Origin of the sequence: Pauljensenia sp. 20925_1_27 (assembly GCF_041432835.1) — a bacterium.
GTDB lineage: Bacteria > Actinomycetota > Actinomycetes > Actinomycetales > Actinomycetaceae > Pauljensenia.
In genome coordinates, this window is record NZ_JAPWAH010000004.1 from 26,793 (window position 1) to 53,744 (window position 26,952).

Annotated in this window: 22 protein-coding genes and 1 pseudogene; 13 read left to right on the forward strand and 10 right to left on the reverse strand. The window is 63.8% G+C overall.

Features of this window, described 5'->3' with window-relative positions:
* Positions 1-61: 61 nt before the first annotated feature.
* Together O3684_RS03900 and O3684_RS03905 are read right to left on the reverse strand one after the other, a co-directional pair.
* Complete coding sequence (locus O3684_RS03900) at positions 62-1,054, reverse strand: glycosyltransferase family 2 protein (RefSeq protein ID WP_500065188.1); 993 nt, start codon at positions 1,052-1,054, stop codon at positions 62-64.
* Positions 1,051-2,166 (reverse strand): glycosyltransferase family 4 protein, encoded by a 1,116-nt coding sequence (locus O3684_RS03905; RefSeq protein WP_500065189.1) that lies wholly within the window; start codon positions 2,164-2,166, stop codon positions 1,051-1,053. The genes O3684_RS03900 and O3684_RS03905 overlap by 4 nt, the downstream gene beginning before the upstream one ends.
* Positions 2,167-2,265: 99 nt before the next feature.
* On the opposite strand from O3684_RS03905, the gene O3684_RS03910 reads away from it, so the two are divergent.
* The 7 genes from O3684_RS03910 to O3684_RS03940 all read left to right on the forward strand — a co-directional run bounded on the left by O3684_RS03910 (position 2,266) and on the right by O3684_RS03940 (position 11,131).
* On the forward strand, positions 2,266-3,429 hold the full coding sequence (locus tag O3684_RS03910; RefSeq protein WP_500065190.1) for a glycosyltransferase family 4 protein: 1,164 nt from the start codon (positions 2,266-2,268) through the stop codon (positions 3,427-3,429).
* A gap of 29 nt (positions 3,430-3,458) precedes the next feature.
* The gene (locus tag O3684_RS03915) at positions 3,459-5,048 is read left to right on the forward strand and encodes a DUF2142 domain-containing protein (protein ID WP_500065191.1); all 1,590 of its coding nucleotides are present in this window, start codon (positions 3,459-3,461) and stop codon (positions 5,046-5,048) included.
* A 93-nt stretch (positions 5,049-5,141) separates the two neighbouring features.
* On the forward strand, positions 5,142-6,971 hold the full coding sequence (locus O3684_RS03920) for a phosphotransferase (protein WP_500065192.1): 1,830 nt from the start codon (positions 5,142-5,144) through the stop codon (positions 6,969-6,971).
* Positions 6,968-7,945, forward strand: a complete 978-nt coding sequence (locus O3684_RS03925; RefSeq protein ID WP_500065193.1) for a DMT family transporter — start codon at positions 6,968-6,970, stop codon at positions 7,943-7,945. Before O3684_RS03920 ends, O3684_RS03925 begins: the two co-directional genes overlap by 4 nt.
* 55 nt (positions 7,946-8,000) lie before the next feature.
* Positions 8,001-8,933 (forward strand): LicD family protein, encoded by a 933-nt coding sequence (locus tag O3684_RS03930; RefSeq protein WP_500065195.1) that lies wholly within the window; start codon positions 8,001-8,003, stop codon positions 8,931-8,933.
* Complete coding sequence (locus O3684_RS03935) at positions 8,934-10,064, forward strand: glycosyltransferase family 4 protein (protein ID WP_500065196.1); 1,131 nt, start codon at positions 8,934-8,936, stop codon at positions 10,062-10,064. It abuts the gene before it with no gap.
* Between the two features lie 29 nt (positions 10,065-10,093).
* Positions 10,094-11,131, forward strand: a complete 1,038-nt coding sequence (locus O3684_RS03940) for a glycosyltransferase family 2 protein (RefSeq protein ID WP_500063516.1) — start codon at positions 10,094-10,096, stop codon at positions 11,129-11,131.
* Between the two features lie 30 nt (positions 11,132-11,161).
* On the opposite strand, the gene O3684_RS03945 is transcribed toward O3684_RS03940, so the two are convergent.
* Positions 11,162-12,007, reverse strand: a complete 846-nt coding sequence (locus O3684_RS03945) for a LicD family protein (RefSeq protein WP_500065197.1) — start codon at positions 12,005-12,007, stop codon at positions 11,162-11,164.
* 765 nt (positions 12,008-12,772) lie between these two features.
* On the opposite strand from O3684_RS03945, the pseudogene O3684_RS03950 reads away from it, so the two are divergent.
* A pseudogene (locus O3684_RS03950) lies at positions 12,773-12,955 on the forward strand (IS256 family transposase); the annotation flags it as partial.
* Between the two features lie 11 nt (positions 12,956-12,966).
* Here the strand turns inward: O3684_RS03950 and O3684_RS03955 are convergent.
* The 5 genes from O3684_RS03955 to iolC form a co-directional block, all read right to left on the reverse strand.
* Positions 12,967-14,583: an MFS transporter gene (locus tag O3684_RS03955; RefSeq protein ID WP_500065199.1), complete on the reverse strand. Its 1,617-nt coding sequence runs from the start codon at positions 14,581-14,583 to the stop codon at positions 12,967-12,969.
* Positions 14,584-14,835: 252 nt separating this feature from the next.
* On the reverse strand, positions 14,836-16,338 hold the full coding sequence (locus tag O3684_RS03960; RefSeq protein ID WP_500065200.1) for a CoA-acylating methylmalonate-semialdehyde dehydrogenase: 1,503 nt from the start codon (positions 16,336-16,338) through the stop codon (positions 14,836-14,838).
* 279 nt (positions 16,339-16,617) lie between these two features.
* Positions 16,618-18,525: a 3D-(3,5/4)-trihydroxycyclohexane-1,2-dione acylhydrolase (decyclizing) gene (iolD, locus tag O3684_RS03965; protein WP_500065201.1), complete on the reverse strand. Its 1,908-nt coding sequence runs from the start codon at positions 18,523-18,525 to the stop codon at positions 16,618-16,620.
* Positions 18,526-18,547: 22 nt separating this feature from the next.
* A complete protein-coding gene (iolB, locus tag O3684_RS03970; protein ID WP_500065202.1) occupies positions 18,548-19,420 on the reverse strand; it encodes a 5-deoxy-glucuronate isomerase in 873 nt (290 codons plus the stop codon).
* A gap of 76 nt (positions 19,421-19,496) precedes the next feature.
* Positions 19,497-20,462: a 5-dehydro-2-deoxygluconokinase gene (gene iolC / locus O3684_RS03975; protein WP_500063525.1), complete on the reverse strand. Its 966-nt coding sequence runs from the start codon at positions 20,460-20,462 to the stop codon at positions 19,497-19,499.
* 190 nt (positions 20,463-20,652) lie between these two features.
* Between iolC and O3684_RS03980 the strand changes: the two genes are divergently transcribed.
* The 5 genes from O3684_RS03980 to O3684_RS04000 all read left to right on the forward strand — a co-directional run bounded on the left by O3684_RS03980 (position 20,653) and on the right by O3684_RS04000 (position 25,375).
* On the forward strand, positions 20,653-21,420 hold the full coding sequence (locus O3684_RS03980; RefSeq protein WP_500063526.1) for a GntR family transcriptional regulator: 768 nt from the start codon (positions 20,653-20,655) through the stop codon (positions 21,418-21,420).
* A gap of 110 nt (positions 21,421-21,530) precedes the next feature.
* The gene (locus tag O3684_RS03985; RefSeq protein WP_500063527.1) at positions 21,531-22,607 is read left to right on the forward strand and encodes a transaldolase family protein; all 1,077 of its coding nucleotides are present in this window, start codon (positions 21,531-21,533) and stop codon (positions 22,605-22,607) included.
* Between the two features lie 89 nt (positions 22,608-22,696).
* The gene (gene iolG, locus O3684_RS03990) at positions 22,697-23,686 is read left to right on the forward strand and encodes an inositol 2-dehydrogenase (protein WP_500065203.1); all 990 of its coding nucleotides are present in this window, start codon (positions 22,697-22,699) and stop codon (positions 23,684-23,686) included.
* Positions 23,687-23,965: 279 nt separating this feature from the next.
* Positions 23,966-24,892, forward strand: a complete 927-nt coding sequence (iolE, locus tag O3684_RS03995; RefSeq protein WP_500065204.1) for a myo-inosose-2 dehydratase — start codon at positions 23,966-23,968, stop codon at positions 24,890-24,892.
* 156 nt (positions 24,893-25,048) lie between these two features.
* Positions 25,049-25,375, forward strand: a complete 327-nt coding sequence (locus O3684_RS04000; protein ID WP_500065205.1) for a hypothetical protein — start codon at positions 25,049-25,051, stop codon at positions 25,373-25,375.
* Here the strand turns inward: O3684_RS04000 and O3684_RS04005 are convergent.
* Together O3684_RS04005 and O3684_RS04010 are read right to left on the reverse strand one after the other, a co-directional pair.
* A complete protein-coding gene (locus O3684_RS04005; RefSeq protein WP_500065206.1) occupies positions 25,326-25,808 on the reverse strand; it encodes a DUF4411 family protein in 483 nt (160 codons plus the stop codon). The two genes, O3684_RS04000 and O3684_RS04005, sit on opposite strands and share 50 nt — an antisense overlap.
* 3 nt (positions 25,809-25,811) lie before the next feature.
* The gene (locus tag O3684_RS04010) at positions 25,812-26,945 is read right to left on the reverse strand and encodes an ImmA/IrrE family metallo-endopeptidase (protein WP_500065207.1); all 1,134 of its coding nucleotides are present in this window, start codon (positions 26,943-26,945) and stop codon (positions 25,812-25,814) included.
* Positions 26,946-26,952 lie beyond the last annotated feature (7 nt).

Sequence of the window (26,952 nt, forward strand, 5' to 3'; positions counted from 1 at the left end):
CCCCGCGTTGTGTGCCGTGACGCACCTGCCCGCCCGGGCCTCGTCGACGAGGCCGACTCCCCTATCGCTGTGGATGCGCGGCGGTGCGGTGACGCAGCGCGCGAGGCAGGGCGAGGAGGCCTTGGAGGACTCCGCGGGCGACGGGACCGCGGCCGCCCGAGCGCACGGCGCGCGCGATGGAGCGAGCGATGGCGCGCGCGACGACGCCCCAGGGGGCGTGCTGGGCGGCGACGATGATGCGGTTGCGGGCGTTGACCCTCAGGAACATGGGCGAAGACGTGCCGGAGGAGGCGGCGTGCTCGTGGTCGACGACGGCTCCGGCGACGAAGCGCACCTCGTAGCCGGCCTCGCGCAGCTTGTAGGACAGGTCCGTGTCCTCGTAGTACATGAACAGGTCGGTGCGCACTCCCCCGACAGCGCGCCACGCGTCGGCGTCGATCGCGCACGCGCCGCCGCATAGGCCGAAGACCTCGGGGGCGGGCAGCGGGGAATCGGCGGGGTCCAGCCAGGAGCGGTCATACCCGTTGCCCGCATTGTCGACCTCGTTGCCGGTGGAGTTGATGAGGACCTGCCCGCCGCCCTGCGCGTCGGTGACGCGCGTCCAGCGGCTGCCGTCGCGGGCGACGAGGAACTCCGTGTCGGAGGGGGTGGAGGGACGCCAGGTACCGGTCAGGAGAATGAGCGCGGTCGTGGCGCCCACGGCCTCACCCAGGGGGGCCAGGAGCGCGTCGAGGAACCCGTCGCGCACGGTCGCGTCGTTGTTGAGCAGGACGACGGTGCCTTCCTCCAGTCCGGCTGCCCCGGCCATGACGCCGGCACCGAAGCCATCGTTGGTCCCGGCGTTGACGAGGGATACACGCGCGGGATCGGCCCCGGCGCGCAGCTCCTCGAGCCCTTCGCGCAGGACGGTCAGGGAGTCGTCGTCGGATCCATTGTCGACGATGACGAGGTGGTCCCCCTCCCCCATCTGCGGGGCGATCGAGTGGGCGGCGCGCAGGGTGAGCGGCGCGTTCTTCCAGTTGACGAGGATAACCCTCGCGCTGCGCGCCCTCATCGCTCGCCCGCCAGGTCCGCGTAGATAGCTGCGTGCGCGGCGGCGGAGGCCTCCCACGTGTAGTCGCGGGCGCGCTCGATACCGGCGGCGGCGAGGCGGTCGTGCTCGCCCCCCGAGGCCGCTTCGAGGGCCTCGGCGAGGGCCGAGGCGTCGGTGGCCGGCACGAGGATTCCCGCATCTTCTCGCGTAATCTCCGCCATGCACGTGTCCGCGCTGGTCACGACGGGGGTCCCGTGCGCCATGGCCTCGAGGACGGGCAGGCCGAAGCCCTCCCAGATCGACGGGAAGGTAAAGACGCGGGCGCCCGCGTAGGCGCAGGCCAGGTCGGCGTCGTCGAGCCGCCCGAGGACGTGGACTCGCTCGGGGGGCAGGGGTGCGTCCGTGGGGTCAGACCCCCACCCGGCAGGTCCGACCAGGACGAGGTCGAGGTCGGTGCCGCCCAGCTGCTCGTAGGCCGCCAGGAGGGTGGGCAGGTTCTTGCGCGGCTCGCGCGTGCCGACCCACAGGATGTAGGGGCGGGCCAGGCCGTGGCGGGAGCGGAACTCCTCGACCTGCGCCTTCGTGACGGGCGTGTGGCTCAGCCCGTGCGGGATGACGGTGATGCGCGAGGCGTCCAGGCCTGCCTGGACACAGTCGTCGGCGGTGGCCTGCGAGGGGACAATGATCGCGTCGGCGCGCTTCCTCGTGATCTCGAGCGCGCGGTGGAAGTAGGCCGAACCGTGGGCCGTGAAATGGTCGGGGTCGCGCAGGAAGGCGACATCGTGGACGGTGACGGCCAGGGGGCGCGAGGTCGGCGGGATCGCCCAGGTCGTCGCATGCACGACGTCAGCTCCCCCGCCCGATCCAACTCCGAGCATCCGGTCCACGCTGGGGACGCCCAGTCTGTCCCACGCGGCGTAGAGGGCGCGCCGAGGTAGCGACGAGTTGAGGACGGGAATGGTCAGCCCCACCTGTTGCGGCGTCGCTTCGCTCGCGCCGTGGCGCGCCGCGATACCCAGGGCGCGCACGCTGCAGCCAGCGAGACGGGAGGCGACTTCGACGATGTACCGGCCGGAGCCTCCGGGCACCGGCTGCCACATTTGTTCGACGACCATTCCAACGTTGACGCTCATGCGTCCAGGGTAGTTCACGGGCGCGCGGGGACGGGAACAAAAGTATGAGTGAGCCCAAAATGGAATACGATAAAGGGACCAGTTGTTGCTCCCGACCCAATGGGGATGATCGTGGCCCACTTCGTTTCTCACTCGCAGCCGATCCGAGTCCTGCTGGACGGGACCGCGATCCCCGCAGACCTGGGCGGCGTCGGTCGCTATGTCGACGACCTGGTTCCCGAACTGGTCGACCAGGGCGTGGACCTGACGATGGCCGTCCAGGAGCGCGACGCGGAGCACTTCGCAACTCGCCTTCCCTCGGCGCGCATCATCCCGATCTCTACGCGTTTCGAGCCGCGCCCGGCACGCATGGCGTGGGAGCAGACGGGCCTGCCCAAGCTGATCCGCAAGGTGCGCCCCGACGTCCTGCACTCCCCCCACTACACCTGCCCGCAGTTCCCGGGCGTCCCCGTCGTCATCACGCTGCACGACGCGACCTTCTTCTCACACCCACAGGCGCATTCGCCCCTCAAACAGCGTTTCTTCACGGCCGCAATTCGCCGCGCGATTCGCCGCGCGGACGCCCTCGTCGTTCCCTCACTGGCCACGCGCGATGAGACGATCAAGTACGCGGGCGGGGATCCCTCACAGTTCTACGTCGCCTACCACGGCGTGGATCGCTCGATCTTCCACCCGGTCTCCGACGCCGAGCGCGAGCGCGTCAAGGCCTCGCTGGGCCTGGAGGGCCGCGACTACATCGGCTTCCTGGGCACGCTGGAACCGCGCAAGAACGTCCCGAACCTGGTGCGCGGCTGGGTCAAGGCCGTCTCCGACCGTCCGAATCCCCCCGCCCTCGTCCTTGCTGGCGGCAAGGGTTGGGACGAGGACATCGACCCGGCCCTGGCCTCGGTCCCGACGCACCTGACGGTCCTGCGCCCCGGCTACCTGCCCCTGGAGGATCTGCCCGGTTTCCTCTCGGGATGCGTCATCCTGGCCTACCCGTCGATCGCGGAGGGTTTCGGCCTGCCGGTCCTGGAGGCCATGAGCTGCGGTGCCGCGACGCTGACGACTCGCCTGACCTCCCTGCCCGAGGTCGGTGGCGACGCCGTCGCCTACTGCGATATCGACCCGGACTCCATCGCCTCGGCCCTCACGGAGCTGCTGGACGACCCGGCTCGCCGCGCGGCGCTGGGTGCTGCGGCAATCCCGCGCGCCGACGAGTTCACGTGGGCCCGCGCCGCATCCGTCCACATTGAGGCCTTCCGCGCCGCAGCCCGTTCCTGAGCGAACTATACAAGGAAGAGACGCCACGCATGTCCGACACCCAAGATTCTCCGGCTACGCCTACGCACGGGGTGCCGACCCGCCCGCAGCCACGTCTTATCGGCACTGTTGCCATCCTCATCGTCGCAGTGATCACTGCGTCACTGGCATGGGTGGTCTCTGCCCCTGTGGGTTCCTCCCCAGACGAAGACTTCCACGTCGGTGCCATGTGGTGCCCTCCCCCGATCGAGGACAGCGGCTGCCAGATCACCACGAAAGACGGGAAGAAGGCCGTCGTTGTCCCCCAAACGTTGGCCAAAGAAAACGTCACCTGCTACGCCTTTGAGCATAATAATTCCGCTCGATGCACGTTTGCGGCCTCAGATGATCTCACCGCACCTACGCTGCGATGGGACGACGGCAATTATCCGTGGGGATACTACCAGTTCGCTCACCTCTTCGTCCAGCATTCAACAAATCGTGCGGTCTTGTCACTGCGCATTTTTAACGCGCTGCTTGCGATCACTCTGTTGGGCACCATTATCGCGCTCGCAGACTCTGGTCTTCGCCGAGCGATCGGCATCGCCCTCGTCGTGGCCTGGTTACCGATGGGTTTCTGCTTTGTGGCAGGAATAAACCCCTCCTCATGGGCATTGACGGGAACGTTCGCCTTTGCGGCAGGGCTGTTCGCAGCGACCCGCTCGGTGGGAGCACGCCGCATCGGGCTGATTATCTGCGCAGTCGTGGGCGCGATTCTGGCATGCACGTCTCGGGGCGACAGCGCTTTCTACATCTTTGTCGACACAGTCGCACTCGCGTTCGCAGTACGGCCGAATAAGCGGATTATTCCCGAAGCCGTGGTGGCCTGTGTGGCCTCTGCTGTGGGCATATTGGTCATGTTACATACGAATGCGTCCTCAAATCTGGCATCGGTCGAACCGAGTGGCGCAACTCCCGGTCGCCGCGTGATTCTCATGAAGAATCTGGAGGCGATCCCGAACTACTTGGCCGGTTTCGCCGGCTACCGAATGGGGCCGGGGTGGAACGACGTCTCTTACGCAGGCACAGTGACTGGCGCGGCACTGACCATTGTTGGCGTGATCATCTGCTGGGCGTTGGTGTCTCTCACGTGGCGTCGGGCGCTCTCCGCGCTCGTGGTCCTTGGTGCGATCGTCGGCGTACCTGTCGTGATCGGCGTGCAGGGCCGTTTCTCCAATGTTGAGGTCTATCAGCCCCGCTACATGCTGCCGCTCTTCGCGGTATTCCTGCTCATGCTCCTGGCTCCCTCCCCCGCACGCGCGAACGATGAGGGGCGGCGCGTGGGCAGCGAGTCGTTCCGCCTGCCCTCCAGCATCGCTGGCCGCGTGGGCACGGGCCTCATGGCGGCGCTGTGGGCGATCACCAACGCCCGCGCCCTCTACCTCGTCATCGAGCGCTACGCGTTCGGGCGCACGCAGCACGGCTACCCCATCGACCTGGCGACGCGAAACCTGAGCGCGGGGTTCGAATGGTGGTGGCCCACAGCTCCAATCGGCCCTATGGCCGTGTGGGTTATCGGCGCTCTCGCCGGCGCGATCGCGATCGGTCTGGCACTTCACCTGTGGCAACGTTCCCCGGAGGGCACCCAAGCCTCGTCATGAGGCACCCCACAGCCAAATGTTCACATATCCGTTGAAAAATGCTATGCTCGAACATGTAGCACTCAAACAACCTTGTGAACGAAAGGTGGCGGCATGCCCACAACCAACGTCGGCACGCTCAGCGAGCCCCAATTCAACATCCTGACCGCACTGGCCAAGACAGACGCTCCCCTCACCCAGCGGGCACTGTCGGAGGCCACCGGCATGAGCCTCGGGCGCGTCAACACCGCCACCCGCGAATGCGAGGCCGCCGGCTACATCGACGAGCGCGCAATCACCGACGCGGGCCGCGAGGCCCTCGAACCCTACCGCGTCACGGGCGCCGTCATCATGGCCGCTGGCCTGTCCTCCCGCTTCGCCCCCATCAGCTACGAACGTCCCAAGGGCACGCTCAAGGTGCGCGACGAGATCCTCGTCGAGCGCCAGATCCGCCAGCTCCACGAAGCCGGCATCACGAACATCACGCTGGTCGTGGGCTACAAGAAGGAATACTTCTTCTACCTGGCGGACAAGTACGGTGTCGACATCGTCGTCAACCGCGAATACGCCACCCGCAACAACAACGGATCCCTCTGGCTCGTCAAGGACCGCCTCGACAACACCTACGTGTGCTCCTCGGACGACTACTTCACCACGAACCCCTTCGAGCCCTACGTCTACAAGTCCTACTACTCGGCGAACTACGTCGAGGGCCCCACCGACGAATGGTGCATCAAGACGGGTCCGGCCGACCGCATCACGGGAGCGACCGTGGGCGGCGCCAACGCGTGGGTCATGCTCGGCCACGTCTACTTCGACCGCAACTTCTCCGCGACATTCCGCGAGATTCTCGAACAGGTCTACCACCTGCCCGAGACCGTGTCGAAGCTGTGGGAGTCCATCTACCTGGACCACATCAAGTCCTTCGACATGGTGATCCGCCGCTACCCGGACGGCGTCATCCACGAGTTCGATTCCGTGGACGAGCTACGCAGCTTCGATCCCCTGTTCATGGAGAACGTGGACTCAGAGGTCTTCGACCACATCGTGGCCACCCTGGGCTGTCAGAAGTCGGACATCCGCGACTTCTACCCGCTCAAGCAGGGCATCACGAACCTGTCGTGCCACTTCACGGTGGGCGACGACGAATACGTCTACCGCCACCCCGGCATCGGCACGGAAAAGATCGTGGACCGCAGCGCGGAGTTCGCCGGCCTGCGCCTGGCCGCCGAGCTCGGCATCGACGACACCTTCCTCACGGGCGACCCCGCGGCCGGCTGGAAGATCTCGCGCTTCGTGCGCGACGTTCGCAACCTGGACGTCACCCGCCCCGAGGAGCTCAAGGCGGCCATGGAGATGGACCGCGCGCTGCACACCTCCGGTCGCGTGCTGGATCGTTGCTTCGACTTCGTCACCGAGGGCCTGCGCTACGAGGGCCTCCTCAAGACCTTCGGCCCGATCGACGTGCCCGGATACTTCGAACTGCGCGACAAGGTCCTGCGCCTGAAGGCCTTCGCTGACGCGGACGGCTTCGAGGTCGTCCCCTCGCACAACGACTTCTTCCCGCCGAACTTCCTGGTGGACAAGGACGGCAACATCAGCCTCATCGACTGGGAGTACGCGGGCATGTCGGACATGGCCGCCGACTTCGGCACGATGACCGTGTGCACGGCGGAAATGACCCGCGAGCGCGCGGCCGCCGCCCTGGAGTACTACCTGGGCCACGCCCCCTCCGAGCGCGAGGCGCGCCACTTCTTCGCCTACGAGGTGTTCGCCGGCTGGTGCTGGTACCTGTGGGCGCTGGTCAAGGAGGCTGAGGGGGACGATGTGGGCGAATGGCTCTACATCTACTACTCGCACGCGACACGCACGCTCGATTCCCTGCTCGCAGCCTACGAGGCAGCCTCGAGCACTCAGATCTCTACGGAAGGTGAACTGGCATGAAAACTCAGCACGGAGGCAAGCGCTACGGCTTCTTCTCGGGTGCCCTGTGGGGCCTGGACACGGTCGTGCTGGCGATAGCGCTAGCCATGATTCCGTTTGACGGCTTCGACCAGTCGGCGCTCGCCGGCGCGGTCCTGCACGACGTCGCATGCGCCCTCATCCTGGTGATCTACATGGCTCTCCGAGGCCGTCTGAAGGACACCTGGGCGGCGCTGCGCACGCGCCCCGGCAAGTCGGTCATCGCGGCGGCGCTCCTGGGCGGTCCGATCGGCATGAGCGGCTACCTGATCGCGATCGACAACATCGGCCCCGGCCTCACCGCGATTATTTCGACGTTCTACCCGGCACTGGGCACCCTGCTGGCCTTTATCCTCCTGAAGGAGCGGATGGCGCCTCGCCAGATCGTGGCCCTCCTGGTCGCGCTCGGCGCAATCGTCGCGACTGGCTGGTCGGCGACCTCGGAACCGATCGAGGGCGGCAACGCGATCCTGGGTGTCGCCGGCGCGCTGGCATGCGTGATCGGCTGGGGGTCCGAGGCCGTGATCCTCACGTGGGGAATGCGCGACGAGGCCGTGGATAACGAGGTGGCCCTCCAGATCCGCGAGACGACCTCGGCGCTGGTCTACCTCTTCGTGGTGGCCCCCATCGCGGGCGTCTTCGGCTTCACGCTCCACTCGCTGGCTCACCTGTCCGCGGGCGTGGTGGCCCTGGCCGGCCTGGCAGGCACGGCCTCGTACCTCTTCTACTACAAGGCGCTGTCGGCGATCGGTGCCTCGCGCGGCATGGCCCTGAACATCTCCTACTCGGCGTGGGCGATCATCTTCGCCCTGGCGTTCCCCCCGCACACGATCCCGACGCTCACGCAGGTCATCTGCTGCGTCGTGATCCTGGTGGGCACGGTCCTGGCGGCCACCTCCAACTGGGGTGACCTGCTTCCCAAGCGCGCGGGTACCATCACCGGCAACAAGGCGTGAGACAATGGCGGGTGGGCGCACGTGCGCCCACCCGCTTTCCGTATTCGGAGGACTTATGACGACGCCCCCCAGCGACCTACGCAAGGTCCACATGCTGCTGACCTACATCCTGTCGGAGTTCGACCGGGTGTGCGGCCAGATCGGCGTGGACTACGCACTGTACGGCGGTAGCGCCATCGGAGCTGTTCGCCACGGTGGTTTTATCCCGTGGGATGACGACATTGATGTCTTCATGCTCCGACCGGACTACGAGCGCTTCCTGCGCGAGGCTCCCGCACATCTGTCTGAAGGTTTCCGCATCGACAACCAGAGGAGCGTTCCCCGATACCACCTTCTGTTCTCCAAGCTGGGCTTGACGGGAACGGTTTTCCGCTCGCAGGGCGAGGTGAACCCGGACTACACGCCGCCGATCTTCCTCGATATTTTCCCACTCGATACGGTGCCTGAGGATGCGAAGCGTTTCCGCTCTATGTGTCGTAAGACCTGGTGGTGGGGCCGTCTGTTGTTCCTGTCGGGCATTCCGACTCCCGGTTTGCCCGGCATGGTGGCCTGGAAACGTTCGCTCATTCATGCGGTGACGCGGAGTGTCAACCTCGCACTACGCACCGCGCAGATGTCGCCACGCGGGCTGTACGCGCGGTGGGAGAAGGCGGCGCGCAGCGCCGAAGGCGAAGCAACGGGCACCTATGCCGATTTCACGATGCGTGACCCGTGGAATTGGATCGTGCACCGCGATGAGTTCCTCCCCACGCGCCGCGTTCCCTTTGAAGCGATTGAGGCCTCGATCCCCCATGATGTCGACGCCCTGCTCACTCGCGGTTACGGCGATTACATGCGTATCCCGGATCCCGCTGATCGTCGCACGCACCTACCGGAAACGCTTGAGTTTGGTCGTTTCGACCCCGATCAGGGCGGGGTGCCGGATCTTCTCGCTTCCCGCGATGAGGAGGATCCTCGCTCGGAACCTACGACCGGTCAGGAGCAGTGAATGCGCATCGCTTTCATCGTCAACAGCTACCCTCCGCGTTTGGGTGGTTTGGAGTCGCACATCTACCACCTGTCGGTGTCCCTGGCACAGCTAGGACACGAAGTCTACGTATTGACTATCTCTGATAAGCCGGGGCATCGACAGGAGGAGGGCGTCGATATTCGTACCGATCGACGTCACTTCCCGATCGCCGACATCATCAGTTTCCCGGCCCTGGGTGCGACCCGCGCGATCGCACGCTTCCTCCGCGAGCACCGTATCGACGTCGTCAGTGTGCACACTCGATTTTTCCCGATGAGTTTCGTGGGGGTACGCGCTGCACACCAAGCGGGAATCCCGGTCATTCACACGGAGCACGGTTCCGGTTTTGTCGCATCCTCCTCGCCGATCATCGCCCCCGCATCGCGCGGAGTCGATGTGACGATGGGCCGTTACGTGCTGCGTCACGCGGATCGCGTGCTGGGCGTGTCTGAGCAGGCCGCAGCCTTCGCGTCGCGGCTCGGCGGCGTTCATGCGGACGTGTTCTATAACGCGATCACTCCCCCGCAGCCGCACGTGGAACCGATCAAGGACCGCCACCGTCACCTGGTTTTCGTGGGCCGCATGGTGCCCGGGAAGGGATGGGACACGTTCATCGAGGCCGTGGCACAGCTGCGCGCGCAGGGGCAGGAGGTGACAGGCGAGCTGTTGGGCGCAGGCGCTGATCTCGACGCCGCTCGAGAGATGATTGCCGCCAAGGGCCTCGACGGTGTCGTGTCAGCACCCGGTCGAGTGAGCGCAGACGAGGTCCGTACCCGCTTGACGGGAGCGACCCTCGTGAATCCAACGGTCCTGTCGGAGGGATTCCAGACGACCCTGCTGGAGGCGCTGGCCGAACGAGGGCGCGTCGTCACGTTCACAGTGCCCGGCGCGCAGGTCCTCGCAGACCAGGGGAACCCCGTGGTCATCACCGCCGAACGCACACTCGAGTCGCTTGTCTCAACCCTGCGTGACTTCTTGAACAATCCACCTGAACTGGGGGATCCCAGCCTCATCGACGCGTGGACGTGGCCGGTACGGGCCCGCGAGTACGCGAGCATCGCCGAGTCACTACTGGATGGCCGCGCGCCACACTCCCCCGACCACCTCTGACGTCCACCCCTGTTTCCCGAGGAGCAGTCATGCCATTTATTAGCGTCATCATCCCCGTCTACAACGCACAGGAATTCCTGCCCCACGCCCTGGGATCCATCGAGGCGCAGGACTTTGCGGACTGGGAAGTGATTCTCGTCGACGACGGTTCAACGGACGGCTCACCCGCCCTGTGCGATTCCTACGCTGAGCGTGACCCCCGTTTCCGTGTCATCCATCAGGAGAACGCCGGAACCAGCGCGGCCCGCAACACAGCCCTCAAGGCGGCCCAGGGCGAGTACATCACGTTCATGGACAACGACGACTGGTGGCGCATCCCCGAGGCACTCACGCTCGTTCACGAGGCACTGACGAGGCGCCCCGTCGACCTGCTGTGGCACATGAGTGCGCGCGCCAACCCGGAGGGCACCGAGATCACGGAGGCCGAACCCACGTCGATCGCCTCCATGATCGATTCGCTGAGCACGGACGAGGCAATCCGAACCATCATCGACAACGAGCTGACGACGAGTGCCGTGTGGACGAAGGTGATCCGCCGCGACTTCTTGACCACGCACGGCATCGTATTCCCGTCAGGCATGCGCAACGAAGACACGGACGTGAGCGCCCAAATCATCGCGCACATCGATTCCGTGGCCTGGCTCGACCAGCGTTTCTACGTGTACAGAATGGGCCACCCCTACGCGCAGACGTCACACTCGCTAGCCGTCTCGACTGTCGACGACCTAGAGCACGTACTGCGCTCGAATCTGTCTGCCGCTCGTTCACTGCCCGAAGGACGCCGCAGCGCACTCATGGCATTCCTCGCACGTCCGATGATGGTGTGGGTGGGCCAGGCCTCGGCCCTGGGACTGCTTGACGAGAAGAAGCACGGGCAGCAGGCGCGCCGCCGCAAGGCATTCATCAGCCAGTTCTTCCTACCCCTCATCTCGCAGTCGCACACCCGCGAAGCGCGTATCGCGCAGTGGGCGTGCCGTCTGCTGGGAGTGCGCGCCTGCGCCCACCTGCTCGGCATTCAATTCCGACGCATGCACCCGGAGCTGGTTGCCCGCTCCACGACCAAGTAGCGGCCCGCCCAGCGGGCTAGCTTCCTCGCGTCATTCACCGAAGGGAGTGTCCGCCACCCACTCGACAGATCGCATGTGGGCGGGCGGACGCTGGTCCTCGGGCGGGACCGCGCGCCAATCACCGTAGTAGTCCTCAAGCAGCTTCTCGGCCTGCGCAGGAATCGCAAACTCGCGCCCCTCGAAGCTGGCAGTACGCGTCGGGAAAAGCTCCTCAGGCCGGATGATATTGTGGCTCATAATGTCGTCGAGGAGCAGGACGTAGCGCTCGTTGTCCAGATTCTCAACAGACGAACGGTGGCACGCGCGGGCAAGCTCATCCTGCCGACGAGAGATGGCGTACAGGTCTGCGAAGCGAGTAATCGGATAGAGCATGTACTTGATGATGCGGCGCAACGTGGAGGTTGCGTAGCGCGGGTTTGACGCCGCGATGTACTTCCACCACACAAGTCGGTGCCCCCTGCGCGCGGCACGATGCACGGCAGGGTCAGTAATGTCGACGCGCTCAAGTGGGAAAATATCCACCCACAGCCCGAGGTTTCCGGCAGATTCGTCGAGGAAAGACTCAACCGCCCGGGTTCGGGTATCAACGAGCTTGCAGTAAGAGTTAATCGAGGTTCGATCACGATAACTGACGAGGCTGTAGTGCTCCCCGAGAGCCCCCTGCTTCCACAGGTCGTAGAGCTTCTCGTAGTCATCGCGGGGCATATAGACATCAATGTCGTCATCCCAGGGGATGAACCCGCTGTGGCGCATCGCCCCAATGAGAGTGCCATACGCGAGCGCATAGGACAGCTGGTGCTCGCGGCACACGCGGTCCAGTTCTGTGAGAATGTCCAGTTCAACCGCCTTCACCTGGCGCGCCTCAAGCTGGGTCATGGAGCCTCTTTCATCGTTCATCCGATGGCTTACGAACTGCCCTCTAGAGTAGTACAAGCTGCGGGTGAGAGGACAGGAGTACGGGCCCGCGCAATAGCCGGTCACGGGAGCACGATCGCGCACCCCGCCAGATCTCCGTGCGGCGCGAGGCCTGCCCGCCCGCTCGCCGTCCACGCCGCGAGCTTCGCTCGGCGCGTCGCCTCGAAGCCCGGCCAGGCCCTGCAGGCCTCGCACCCCCCTCCGATCGGGCAGTCTCACCCGATGAGCGGGACAAAACTCCCCCTGCTCCGCACGTCAAATGCACAACCGGGACAAAACTCTCCCCACACGAAACCCCGGCGGGCCAAACCGGTATAAAACTCTCCCAGCAGGCGGCCCCGATGGACCCACCCGGGACAAAACTCTCCCAACACACCACAAAACGGCGATACCAAGCCATTTCTCGCTTGCAGGGAGAACTTTTTCACGCCTACGGCAGAGGCAAGCCGAGCAGGGAGAACTTTGTACCGCACACAGGACCACTTGCGGGACAAAACTCTCCCCACACGAAACTCCGGCGGGCCGAACCGGTACAAAACTCTCCCAGCAGGCGGCCCCGATGGACCCACCCGGGACAAAACTCTCCCCACACGAAACCCCGGCAGTAGTGTCCCGCATAGTGTTGTAACCGTGTGGTGGTCGGCCCGTTTGATATGGGTGCGGTCACCGTGTGATCCTTCGAGAAAGCTCTCTACTTCTGACTCGAAACGATTTGGAGGCACAACGATGACCGCTCCTCATATTATCACCCCAGCTGGCCTGCTTGGCCAGGCGTTATCCCAGGCGTCCCCGGATTTGATGCGTTCCCTGCTCCAGCACGTGATTAACGCGTTGCTCTCAGCGGATGCTGACACCGTGTGCGGGACCCAGTGGAACAGCCTAGCCGCCCGACCGGGCACTCGGACGCGAATAATTCCTTCTCAGGAGTAGTCCTTCTGGAACTTCAGTTCCAGTTCCTCCAGCGAGTGGAACTTCGTCTCGGGAACGACCTTCCAGTAGAAGAGGAAGGAGAAGAAGTTGATGACCGCGAAGATCGCGTACGTGCCCGCGCCACCGACGGTCGCCATGAGCGGTGGGAAAATAACGGCGACGAGCGCGTTGGCAAGCCACAGAGTACCCACCGCAATGCCGAGGGCAGTACCACGAACAGCGGCCGGGTAGATCTCGGAGACGAGAACCCAGGACACCGTTCCAGACTGCTTGATGAACACGAAGATACAGACGATGCCAAGAACCAGCCAGGGCGCAAAGGTCGGGGCACCCGAGATGTTGCCGTCAGCGCCCAAGTAGGGGCTGATGAAGAAGGCAAACACGGCAGACAGCGCAGCCAGGGAAATGGTAATGCCAAGCTCCTGATACATGCCCACGTGCCGACGGGCGAAGCGGGCGACGAGCCACAGGCCGACGGCGGAACCGATTGCGGAAATGCCCCCGGAGACGACGTTCAGGGTGATGGCGTCTTCCATCGGAATGCCCGCGGCGTTGAGGATCTTCGGCGTGTAGTACATCGCCGTGTTGATGCCGGTCAGCTGGTCGGCGATACCGAGGATGATGCCGATGTAGAGAAGTTTGCGGGCCCACTTCACTTTGAGGATCCGCGACAGCGACCACTTTTCCTGAGCGGACTCGGCGCGCTGGACATCAAGCATCTCGTTGATTTCACTGGCAACATCGTCTTTTTTCTCATCGCGCACGCGCTTGAGGGAACCGATGGCCTCGACGATGCGTAGGTTGGCGGCATACCAGCGCGAGGACTCAGGCACCGTACGAATACCAATCCACAAGGCAATGGCGGGCAGCGAGCACAGGATGAGCATGTAGCGCCAGGTCAGACCATTACCCGCGCCGGTAACATCAGCGATGTTGACAGCGGTCTGGACGGCCTCCCACGCGACGGACGTGCCAGCATGGCCAAGCACATTCCCCGAAGCATCCACGGCATCACCGGTCAGGGTTACGGTAGGGCCGCCCTGCACACGAGCGATGACAGCGTTCATCGAGAAGGCCAGGAATTGGCCGAAGACGATCATCATCTGATCCGTCGCGACAAAGAAACCACGCAGCCGTTTGGGCGCAGTCTCACTGAGGAAAACGGGAACCGTCGCGGAAGCGCCACCAACCGCGAACCCGAGGACGATACGCGCCAGGTAGAGGACCCAGATGTTCGGGGCAATCGCACAGCCGATGGCGCCGAACAGGAAGATGATGGCGAGCAACGTGATGTTATGGCGGCGACCAAAGCGGTCGGAGAGGCGTCCGCCGAAGAACGCGCCGGCGGCGGCACCAATGCACAGTAGGCCGCCGACCCAGCCTTCTTCGAAGGTGGTCATGTGCAGGCCACCGGCTCCTCCGGGCATGTACATGTATGGCAGGGCACCAGCGACGACGCCGGTGTCATAGCCGAAGAGGAGGGAGCCCAGCGTCGCGATGGCAGCAATTGCGCCCAGGGAGCGCTTCTGGCCGGAAGCAGGGGTCTTCTCGACGAGCTCGCGCACCCTGTCGGGCGTGAAGTCGTCAATCGTGGGAGTGTGTGACATGCGGTTCTCCTCTGCACTTCCTCGTCGGAGCGATCCGAATGAACGAGAGATCACCCATAGCATAATGCCGCGCCCGTGTACGCACCGCTCTCTGGCAGACACAACGCAGGTTGTGATCGCTCCCTGAGGATATCAAGGCCGAGGCCTTAGCGAACACCTCGTCATCGATGCATGGAAGCCCACACCCATGACCGTGTAGCGTGGAGGGGCGGGTGCAGCGCACCCGCCCCTCCACTCACAGAGCCGTCACACTCAGGCGTTCGTCGGGAAGTTCATTCCGACGTAGCCCACCTTCTCGCCACGCTTGGGCCAGCGGGTCGTGACAACCTTGGCCTTCGTGTAGAAGCGCACGCCCTCGGGACCGTGAATGTGGGTGTCGCCCAGCAGCGACTCCTTCCAGCCGCCGAAGGAGTAGTAGGCGACCGGAACCGGGATCGGCACATTGACGCCGACCATGCCGGCCTCCACATCGACCACAAAGTGGCGGGCAGTATCACCGTCGGAGGTGAAGATCGCGGAGCCATTGCCGAACTCGGAGGAGTTGACGATCTCGATGGCCTCTTCGTAGGTGTCGGCGTGCACGACGACCAGGACCGGACCGAAAACCTCCTCGCAGTAGACGCTCAGGTCTCGATCCACGTTGTCGAGGATGGTGGGGGCCAGCCAGAAGCCATCCGCATACTCCTCACCCTCGGGGCGGTAGCCGCGGCCGTCGAGGACAACGTTCGCACCCTTAGCCTCGGCCTCGTCGATCCACGTGGTGATGCGCTCCTGAGAGGAGCGGGTGATGACCGGCCCCATCTCGGAGGCAGGGTCAGTGCCAGGACCAACAACGATCTTCTCGGCGCGAGCCTTGATGGCGGGAACCAGCTTCTCCTCGATGCCGCCGACGGCGACGATCACGGGCAGGGCCATGCAGCGCTGGCCCGCCGCACCGAACGCGCCGGCACTAATATGCTGCGCGGCAAACTCAATGTCAGCGTCAGGCATGACGATCGCATGGTTGTTCGCGCCACCCAGCGCCTGGACGCGCTTGCCGTTGGCGACACCCGTGTCCTGCACGATGTGCGCGACCGGGGAGGATCCAACGAAGGAGATGGCGTCGATGCCGGGGTGGGTGAGAATGTCGGTGACCAGATGGCGGTCACCAGCGATGACGTTGAACAGACCATCGGGCAGGCCCGCCTCCTTGTAGAGGCGTGCGATGATCATCGATGCGCTGGGGACGGTCGAGGCGACCTTGAGGATGAAGGCATTGCCAGTTGCCAGGGCGAGCGGGTGCATCCACATGGGGACCATGGCCGGGAAGTTGAAGGGGCAGATACCCGCGACGACACCAACGGGCTGACGCAGTGTGTGCACGTCGACGCCGGTCGAGGCCTGATCGGTGAACTCACCCTTGAGAGCAGCATTGATACCGCATGCGAAGTCGACGGTCTCGCGACCACGGGCAATCTCGCCGAGGGCGTCGCCGTGCGTCTTGCCCCCCTCACGCACGATGGCGTCGGCGATCTCGTCCTGGTGCTCGATGACGAGCTGGCGGAACTTGAACATGATGTCCACGCGCTTGGCTAGGGCGGTGCGAGCCCATTCCTTCTGCGCCTGATGAGCGATATCGACGACCTGGTCGAGGCAATGCTTGTCGGCCAGGGCCAGCTGATCGACGACCTTGCCGGTGGCGGGGTTCTCAACGTCGATGGTCTCGTCGCAGTGAGCGACATACTCTTGGCCATTGACCCACAGGTTGATTGTCATTGGTTTACCTTTCTTCCATTCATCCACGAATGGCGGAACAACTTTGTTCGGACAAATGCTACCATGTCCCCGGCAAACATGTCGCGATATCAGCAATACCAGCACCTTCCAAGGGAAATTTGTCCCGTCTATTGGACACACTCCCCCACTAAGACCTTCCACCGCCAAATTGCTCACCGTTTCACGAAGCGTTTCACGACAAGCCCCACGCGCGCACAGACTTCTAGCAAAAGGGGTGGCCCCAGAAAACTCCGGGGCCGCCCTCACACGCTCAGATCATCACAGGTAGTGACGCTGCGGCTTGCGGTCGCGCTGGTAGTCCTCGTAGGCGCGCTGCGTGGACTCCAACTCGGAGACCTGCGAGACGGCCACGTCCCACCAGGAGGATCCGGGCGGGTTGGGGCCCATCAGGTCGGTCTCGATGTGGATCATGGTCGCACGATCCGAGGCAGCTGCGGCCCTGTAGGCCTCCTTGAACTCCTCGATGCCGTGGGCCTCGATCACATCAATTCCCCAGGAACGGGCATTCGCAGCGATATCGACGCCGGCGATACGCTCGTTGTCCTCAAGGTGCGAGCCCGTGCCGCGCTGGCGGTACTTCGTGCCGAAGCGCTGGGAGCCGCGCGACTCGGAGAGGGCGCCGATCGAAGCGAAGCCGTAGTTCTGCAGCAGAACGTAGATGACCTTGATACCTTCCTGGGCAACCGTGGCCAGCTCCATCGGGAGCATCTGATAGCTACCGTCGCCGACGATCGAGACGACCTCGGACTGCGGGCGCGCCAGCTTGACGCCCATGGCGGCCGGCACCTCGTAACCCATGCAGGAGAAGGCGTACTCGACGTGGTACTGGACGGGGGTCTTCGCCTGCCACAGGGCCTGGAGGTCGCCGGGCATCGAGCCCGCAGCGTTGATAACCACGTCCTCGTCGCCCATGAGCTCGTTGAGCGCGCCGAAGACCTCGGTCTGTGCGGGCAGCGGGGCGTTGCCCACGTGGTAGCACTGCTCGACCTTAGCGGCCCAGGCCTCGCGCTCGGCGGCGATCTCGGCGGCGTATGCCTCGTCGACGCGGTAGTCGGCCAGTTCCTCGGTCAGAGCCGCGAGCGCCTCACGAGCGTCGGCCACGACCATCTCGGCGCTCTGCTTGGCGGCGTCGAAGGGCGTGATGTTGATGTTGACGAAGGAGACGTCGGGGTTCTTGAACTGCGTCTTCGAGGCCGTCGTGAAGTCGGAGTAGCGCGTACCCACGCCGATGATCAGGTCGGCCTTGTCGGCGAGGTGATTGCCCGAGTCACCGCCGGTCGAACCAACACCGCCGACTGAGCACGGGTGATCACAGTTGATGGCACCCTTACCGGCCTGCGTGTCCGCCACCGGGATACCGGTCACGGCCGCAAACGCACGCAGCTCCTCGGAGGCCTCGGAATAAATAGCACCGCCGCCGGCGATGATGAGGGGACGCTTGGCGGTGCGGATCTTGGCTACCGCGCGCTTGAGGGCGGCGCGCTCGGCCGGGGGACGGCGCACGTGCCACACGCGCTTGGCGAAGAATTCGACCGGCCAGTCGTAGGCCTCGGCCTGAACGTCCTGGGGCAGGGCGATCGTCACGGCACCGGTCTCGGCCGGGTCGGTCAGGACGCGCATGCCGTTCAGGAGCGAGGGAATCAGCTGCTCGGGACGGTTGATGCGGTCAAAGAAGCGAGAGACGGGACGGAACGCGTCGTTGACGGTCACGTCGAGCGAGGTCGGGTCCTCGAGCTGCTGGAGGACCGGGTCCGGGATGCGGGTCGCGAACTGGTCGGAGGGGAAGATGAGGACGGGCAGGCGGTTGGTCGTCGCCGTCGCGGCACCGGTCACCATGTTGAGCGAGCCGGGGCCAATTGATGCGGTCGTCATCCAGGTCTGCAGGCGGTTCGTCGTCTTAGCGAAGGCCGCGGCGGCATGGACAGCGCCCTGCTCGTTGCGGGGCATGATGTAGGGCATCGGATTCTCACCCTCAGACGGGGCGATCTCGTTCTGCAGGAGCGCCTGACCGATGCCAGCAACGTTGCCGTGGCCGAAGATGCCAAAGGCGCCCGCGATGAGGCGGCGCTCGACGCCGTCGCGCTCGGTGTACTGGTTGGACAGGAAGCGAATGATCGCCTGCGCGACCGTCAGGCGCACGGTTCCCTTGTAGGCTTCGTTGCTCATGGGTGATCCTCTCGAGGCTTTCTTACTTGTTCATGGGGAGGCGGGGGTCCACTTCCTGGTGTTCCCAGGTCGCGCGGATCCAGTGGTGCGCCGGATCGTCGGGGGCCAGCCACACAAGGTCCTCGTTCGGGCCTGCCATGACGTTCAGGTAGTACATGTCGTAGCCGGGAGCGGCGACGCAGGGGCCGTGATAGCCGTGGGGCACGAGAGCGACATCGCCGTCGTGGACCTCGCAGCACAGGTCGATCGGGCGGCCGGGGCTGCCGTAGGTGCGGTGCAGACCAAAGCCCTTGGAGCCCTCGGGACCGTCTTCAATTTCGAAGTAGTAGACTTCTTCGAGCTCGCGCTCGTCCTCGGAGTCCTGCTCGTGCTTGTGGGCCGGGTAGGAGGACCAGTTGCCGCCCGGGGTGATGACCTCGCACGCCAGCAGGTGGGAAGTGGTGACGCCTTCGACAGCGAGGGAGTAGTTGTTAACCTGGCGCGAGCAGTCGCCGGCACCGCGCAAATCCACGCGAACCTGGCTCTTGGGATAGTAGGCGACGGGGATGTCGCGAGCGGCGAGAGCGGAGGGGAAGGCAAAACGACCGCCGAGGGCGGAGGTGATCGTCAGGGTCTTGCCACGTCCCACGTACAGGTAGTCGGTGACGCCGGAGAAAACGCCGCGCCGGCCTTCCAGCTCGAAGGTTTCGCCATCGACATCGACGGTTGCACCTCCCGCGAGGGGCAGGACGAGGAGCTCAGCCTCGCCGGTTTCGACGACCTCGGAGGCTCCGGCCTCGAGGACGAGGACGCGCAGACCGGAGAAGGTCCAACCGGCGCGCTGGGGGTCAATATCGACGGTGAAATTGCCGTGGCCGGAGGAGCCGGCAGGAACATAAATATCGGGAAGAGTCATCGTAGTCTCCTGAAAGTTGGGCATCGGTGCCGAGGAAATAGAAAGGGAGGAACGAGGCAGGGGCTGGTCGGGTGGATTACGGGAGCCCCTCCGTTTCCATAAAGATGCCAAGTTGTTCTTGGGTCGGCATCGCGGTCGAGCATTCGATGTGCGAACACACGTAGGCTCCCGCGGCCGAGGCGTAACGGATGGTCTGTTCGAGGTCCCATCCTTCGACGAGGCCGTGGATAAGCGCGCCACCGAAGGCGTCGCCCGCGCCGAGGCCGTTAACAACGTCGACGTCCCAGGCTTCAACCCACACACGTTCGTCGGCGGTCTTGGCGAGGGTCCCTTTGGGCCCCTGCTTCACGATCGCGAGGCGAATGCCGCGCTCAAGGAGAGCATCGGCTGCACTCTCGGGATCGGAGACGCCCACGGCCATCTCGCACTCCTCGCGGTTTCCGACGGCGACGTCGACGCGGGACAGGACGGCTGCGACGCGCGAGCGCGCCTGCGCCATGCTGCTCCACAGATTGGACCGATAGTCGAGGTCAAGGATTGTCAGGCCGCTAGAAGGGCCACGGTGGTCGAGAGCACGCAGGTGCAGATCAAAGGAGGAGTTGCGCGACAGGCCGGTGACGGTGAACCAGAAGATTTCGGCACGCTCGACGGCACCCCAATCGATCTGATCCTCCCGCAGCTCCAGGTCTGGCGCACTCGGCTCACGATAGAAGTAGAGCGGGAAGGAGTCGGGCGGGAAAAGCTCCGTGAAGGTGACTGGGGTATGGAAGTCGCGCACGGTGACAACGTGGTCCGAGGAGACGCCGAGGCGCTCAAGCTCACGGGTAACGAAACGACCGAAGGGATCGTCCCCCACCCCGGTGATGACACCGGTGCGATGCCCGAGGCGTGCTGCTGCAACTGCGACGTTCGTTGGGCTGCCGCCGAGGAACTTGCCGAAGGTCTCGACATCTTCGAGGTGCACGCCAACTTGGAGAGGATAGATATCGATGCCGGAACGACCCATCGTCAGAATGTCGACATCGCGACGCTCAAGGGGCATGGTGACTCCTTTCCTCTCCATTGGGGTGGCCCATTAGCCTGATGTTCCAAGGATGCACTATCAACAAGCAATCGTCAATCTTTGTCCGTACAATATGTAACAGCACGTCGACCCCCTAGCCGACAACAACGCTGATACCATGTAACCGTATTAAATTAATACGACGCCGCGCCGCACATGAAGGTTTGACATGTCCAAAGCATTGCCCACTCCGGAAAACGCCCCCTACGTTCCGGACATTACCCTGGACCGCTCTTCTCCCGTGCCCCTGTACTTCCAGATCTCGGAGCCCATCGCACAACTCATTAACTCTGGAGCGCTACCCGCGGACACACGCCTGGAGGACGAGCTGTCGATGGCGGCAAGACTGCACGTCTCCCGCCCCACGGCACGACAGGCACTCCAGCGCCTCGTTGACCGCGGCCTCCTGACGCGCCGCCGCGGCGTCGGCACGATCGTTTCACCACGCCACGTCCATCGCCCCATGGAGCTCACCTCACTCATGCGCGACCTGGTCAACGCCGGCCACAAGGTACACACGACCATCCAGCACTACGAGGCACGACCAGCCACCGCTCAGGAAGCCGACACCCTGAAGATCACCGAGGGCACCCTTGTCGTCCACATTGAGCGCACCCGCTTTGCCGACAACGAGCCAATCGCGGTCCTCACAAACCTCATCCCGGCCGACATCGCTCCCACAATGCAAGAACTCGAGTCCGCCTCTCTCTACGACCTCATGCGCGAGCGCGGAGTCACCTTAGCCTCCGCACGTCAGATAATCGGCGCACGCAGCGCGACAACGAAGGAAGCGAAGCTCCTGTCTGAACACCGCGGCGCAGCTTTACTGACGAGCCAGCGCACAACATACGACCCTTCAGGTCGCATCGTGGAATGCGGCGATCACATCTATCGTGCATCCAGATATTCATTTGAGGCAAGCCTTTTTGCCCAGTGATTAAGCATTGACGTTTTGTCCTAACAAATTGTTGACAGGCGTAGGCGCTCGCCGTAGACTTGTTGCCGACAAAGAAAGTCGAGAGCGATCACAAAGGAGTGCTTCCCGCTATGTCCATCGAGTACACCCCCGGCCCCCTTCTGGACGCCGCACGTAACACGCCCACCGCCCTGTGGAACGATTCGTCGGACCCGAGCGAGCTGGCACAGTCCATTTCCTTCGGTGGCGTCGGTGCCACCTGCAACCCAACCATTGCCTACACCTGCATCAACCAGCGTCGTGACGTGTGGCTGCCCCGCATCGCCGAGCTCGCCAAGGAAATGCCCGAGGCTACCGAGTCTGAAATCGGCTGGCAGGTCGTGCGCGAGCTATCACTCGAGGCCGCCAAGCTCCTCGTGCCCATTTTCGAGGCCGAGAATGGCCGCAACGGTCGCCTATCCATGCAGACGGATCCGCGCCTGGCCCGCAGTGCCAAGGCCCTCGCTGACCAGGCCGAGGAGTTCCACAACCTCGCCAAGAACATTATCGTGAAGATTCCCGCCACGTCGGTGGGCATCGAAGCCATCGAAGAGGCCACCTACCGCGGCGTCTCCGTCAACGTGACAGTGTCCTTCTCCGTCGCCCAGGCCGTCGTCACCGGCGAAGCTATCGAGCGCGGCCTCAAGCGCCGCGAGGCCGAGGGCAAGGACACCTCCCAGATGGGCCCGGTCGTCACCCTCATGGTGGGCCGCCTTGACGACTGGATCAAGGAGGTCGCCAAGCGCGATCGCCTGTTCATCGATCCGGGTCACCTCGAGTGGTGCGGCATTGCCGCCTTCAAGCGCGCCTACCAGGAATTCCAGAAGCGAGGTCTGCGCGCCCGCATGCTCTCCGCCGCGTTCCGTAACGTCATGCACTGGTCCGAGTTCGTCGGTGGCGACGTGGTCGTCTCCCCGCCATTCGAGTGGGCCAAGCTCATCAACGACTCGGACTACACGGTGGAAGAGCGCATGGACATCCCCGTGCGCGAGGACATTATGAAGACCCTGCTCTCGATCCCCGAGTTCGTCCGCGCCTACGAGCCCGACGGCATGACCCCGGAAGAGTTCGACACCTTCGGTGCCACCGTGCGGACTCTGCGCGGCTTCCTGCAGGCAGACGCTGACCTCGACGCACTGGTGCGCGACGTCATTATGCCTGCTCCGTGATCCACTCGGTGGCCCCGCACGATGCGTGTGGGGCCACCACCGGTCACGGTTTTTACTCTCCAGCACACCCCGCCCAGAAAGAAGCAAAGATGCTCAACATTGCCGTCATCGGCGCCGGCCGCATCGGCCACGTTCACGCCAAGACCATCGCCGCCCACCCCGGTGCCACCCTCGCCCTCGTCGCCGATCCTTTCGGCGATGCCGCACGCAAGCTGGCCGAGGTCTACGGTGCCCGCCACACGACCGACGTTGATTCCGTCTTCACCGACGAAGGCGTTGACGCTGTCGTCATCGGCTCCCCGACGCCGCTGCACATCCCCCACCTGCTCGCCGCCGCCAAGGCCGGCAAAGCCGTGCTGTGCGAGAAGCCGATCGCCCTGGACATGAAGGACGTGGAGGCCGCCCGCGACGAGCTGGATGCCGTGTCTGTACCCGTCATGTTCGGCTTCAACCGCCGCTTCGACCCTTCCTTCGCTGCGGCGCACGCTCAGCTCGAGGAGGGCAAGATCGGCGACCTGGAGAACCTGCTCATCATCTCGCGCGACCCTTCCGCTCCCCCGGCCGAGTATGTGAAGGTTTCCGGCGGCATCTTCCGCGACATGACCATCCATGACTTCGACATGGCCCGCTTCTTCCTGGGCGACATCGTCGAGGTGCACGCTTTCGGCCAGAACTTCAACGAGGAGATCAAGGCGGCTGGCGATTTCGATGCCGCCGTGGTCACCCTGAAGAACGCCGACGGTGTCGTTGCGACGATCATCAACAACCGTCAGTGCCCGGCGGGCTACGACCAGCGCTTGGAGGTTCAGGGGTCGACGGGCACGCTGAACGCGGACAACATCCGCGCCACGACCGTGCGTCTGTCCAACGCCGAGGTCACGGATGCGGCCGAGCCGTACCTTGACTTCTTCCTGCAGCGCTACGCGGACGCCTACCGCCTGGAGCTGACCGCCTTCATCGATGCGGTCGTCGCGGGCACGAAGCCCACCCCCTCCATCGACGATGCGATCGAGGCCCTGCGCCTGGCCGAGGCGGCCACGGAGTCGGCGAAGACCGGAAAGCCCGTGTCACTGGCCTAACAGCGTCGCGAAAGTCCCGGCGGGGTTCCGTCCTTCCCCGCCGGGACCGTCTCATTGTCCAAGGCCATCCAAGATGCATCTCATTTCTTCATACGGACGTACCTAAGCACCACTGTCGAGTCCCGCACACATGCTGATAGGCACACGTTCACACTCATCAGATACTTCTGAGTAAACTCCCAAATCCACATATTTGTCTGGACAAACAAACAGGATGGCGTAGAATAGCGCTACCGACACACTGGCCCACACATCACCGCAACTCATAGGAGAGCTGCAATGACTCACGTCTACGATCCCGCAACCGCGATCAATGACCCCAACGGCATCACGTGGGGCATGCACCCCATCGCTTGGCGCAACGACGACATCCCTGAGGTCGGCGAATGGAACACCATCGACATCATGTTCGATGACCTGGCCGAGGCCGGCTTCGCTGGCACCGAGGTCGCAGGCTGGTACCCCTCGAAGGAAGAGACGAAGGAGAAGGCTGACGCTGCGGGCCTGAGAATCGTTGCCCAGTGGTTCTCCAGCTTCATCGTTCGCGACGGCGTCGAGGCCGTTATCCCGGATTTCCGCGCCACCTGCGAATACCTGCAGTTTCTGGGCGCAACCCGCGTCGTCGTCTCCGAGCAGACCGGCTCGGTGCAGGGCATTCGCGACATCTGCATCTTCGAGAACAAGCCCGTCCTCAAGGACGAGGAGTGGCCCGTTCTGGCCGAGGGCCTGAACAGGCTCGGCGAGATTGCTCATGAGTACGGCCTTGACCTGGTCTATCACCACCACCTGGGCACCGTCGTCCAGACCAAGGGCGAGACGCTGCGCCTGCTCGAGCTGACCGACCCAGACAAGGTTTCTCTCCTCTTCGACACGGGCCACGCTTACGTGGGCGATGGCGACGTCATGGGCTTGCTGCGCGGCGCGATTGACCGCATCAAGCACGTGCACTTCAAGGACGTGCGCCCCGCCAAGATGGAAGAGTCACGAGCGGCCAAGCGCTCCTTCCTCGACTCCTTCCTCGCCGGCATGTTCACGGTTCCCGGCGACGGCACCATTGATTTCACCGAGCCCTATGCCTTCCTCGTTGAGCACGGCTACAAGGGCTGGATCCTGGTTGAGGCTGAGCAGGATCCGAAGATCGCTCCTCCGCTGGAGTACGCGCACATTGCGCGTGACTATGTGAAGGGCACGCTGCTGGGTCAGTGAGCAGCTTCGCGCGGTTCCTCAACTTCCCGCGCGAATCATGGAGGGGTGGAAGCGACTGCGTCGCTTCCACCCCTTATGTGCTGATATGCACGCACCAAGCACGGTTGGTGATTGATTCCCCCGCCACCTCCTATTGATCCGACGCAAGGAATACTCATGGACCTATCGACGCTGATTGCCCTCACCTGGGTCGCTCTCATCGCGGCCACCCTCTTCGCCCTGGCCCTACCCGCGAAAGAACCGACGGGCGTCATGTTCGTCTTCCTCCCCATCGCGGATGTGATCGCCCTGTGGGCGTATCGGCGCGACGCGAATACGGCGGTCTTGCGGCGCCTCGTGCCGTCAATGCTCGTCGGCGTGTGCCTCGGAGCGCCCCTTCGGGCGGTGAGCGCCCAGACACAGATGCGGCGAGTGATCGGCGCGATCCTCCTACCTACAGAGCGAGGCTCATTCCCCTGTCGCGAAGCATCAAAAAAGGATTGAGACACTCCACCCCTAGCGCGACACAAGCGTCGGGAATCTTGATCCGCCTCTTCGATCTCGGTGCCGACTTTTCGTGCGTGACAACCACCCATCCGTTGGCCAGTGCGTGCGCGACGATCCAAGAGTCCGCAACGCGTTGAAACTCGATGACCGCTGGCGAATCATAGTTGTTCTTTGCCCACGCGATGACCCGCTGATAGCAGGCCACCACGCGCGAATCGGGAGCAATAAAGCGTTGTTTATGCCGCTTCGCCCAGTCCTTAAGAGGATCACCGTCGCCCGCCTCGCCCAGTTCGTCGTACACCGACTTGATACTCACCGCGTGATGCGAGTCGAAGAGCTGAACGAGGAAGTCCCAATATCCGGGAGCCAGATCGAACGCATAGTACGCGTTTGCCGCATCGATGAAGACGTTCGTGTCGAGGACGTACATCTCTCACACCACCTGGAGATGTCTGGCCAGTTCGTCGAACACTTCCCTCTTGTGCGTGCCGATCATACGGAAACTTTCCGTGAATCCCGTACGCCCCTCCAGGGTGGAAGTGACAACCGCGGTCGCAAATGAACGCCCAAGACGCGCGGTCAGGGTGTTGTAATAGTTGCCACCGCCACTACTGCGTTTCTCACCACCGTAGTCAGCGCGCACCGCCTCTAGAAGCGCACCGTAGCGCTCCTCGTCAATCAGGCGAGCGCCGTGCAGTCTGTGGAGCGCGACCTCAGCAGACACCCCAAAGCGCCGCGCGACTGCACGGTAGTCCTGCACAGTTGTCACTCCATCGAAAGCTGTCAGCGCCTCGTCAGGCAGCAACACACATGCAGCGACGCGATTGCACCACGCTTCTTCGCCACTTCCGCCGAGCAAGCGGTCACCGCCCGACAGTGCGCTGTGGCCGAGAAGCAGGTGAGCAAACTCGTGCACGAGGGTGAAGTTCTGCGCGCTATACGGTTCGTCGGCGACGTTGACGAAAATTAAGGGGGCAATGTCGTCGTAGAGGCTAAAGCCTCGGAACTCGCGCGTAGAGAGGCGCCTCGTGTTGTTCGCACCGACGACGCCGCTCCTCATAACGAGCACACCCACATCTTCAAGTGCAGCAACGATGTCGTGGCACCATTGTTGAGTCCCGGTGGCGGACACACGATCAAGGTGCAGGAGAGAACGCACACGGCGAGCAACTGCCCGCGGAGAATCCTGCACGTTCACCGAGCCTAGGAACGGGAGTTTATCCGCGCCCTGTTCAAGGGCGTAATCGTGATACCAATCCTGGAACTGCTGATACCGGTCGATCGTGTCGAGAAGATTCCCGGAGGGACGCTCGATAACGGTACTCTCACGGGTACGCATGTCGGCGATAGGCAGTGTCTCATCGGGCGGATCAGGCATGATGAGCGCACCGAGGGACGTGTGGGTGAAAGCCGCAAACTTTTCGAGATCGTGAAGAGTCGGCTGGCCACTTCCGTCCATCCAGTCCCCAAGTTTCGGAAACTTCGTCAGCGCTTCCTCAAAGGTACGCTCAGAGCGCTGGAGGGCCCACGAGAGCACGGGCTGGCTGACGGCGATTCGCGTGCTCATCGCGTTC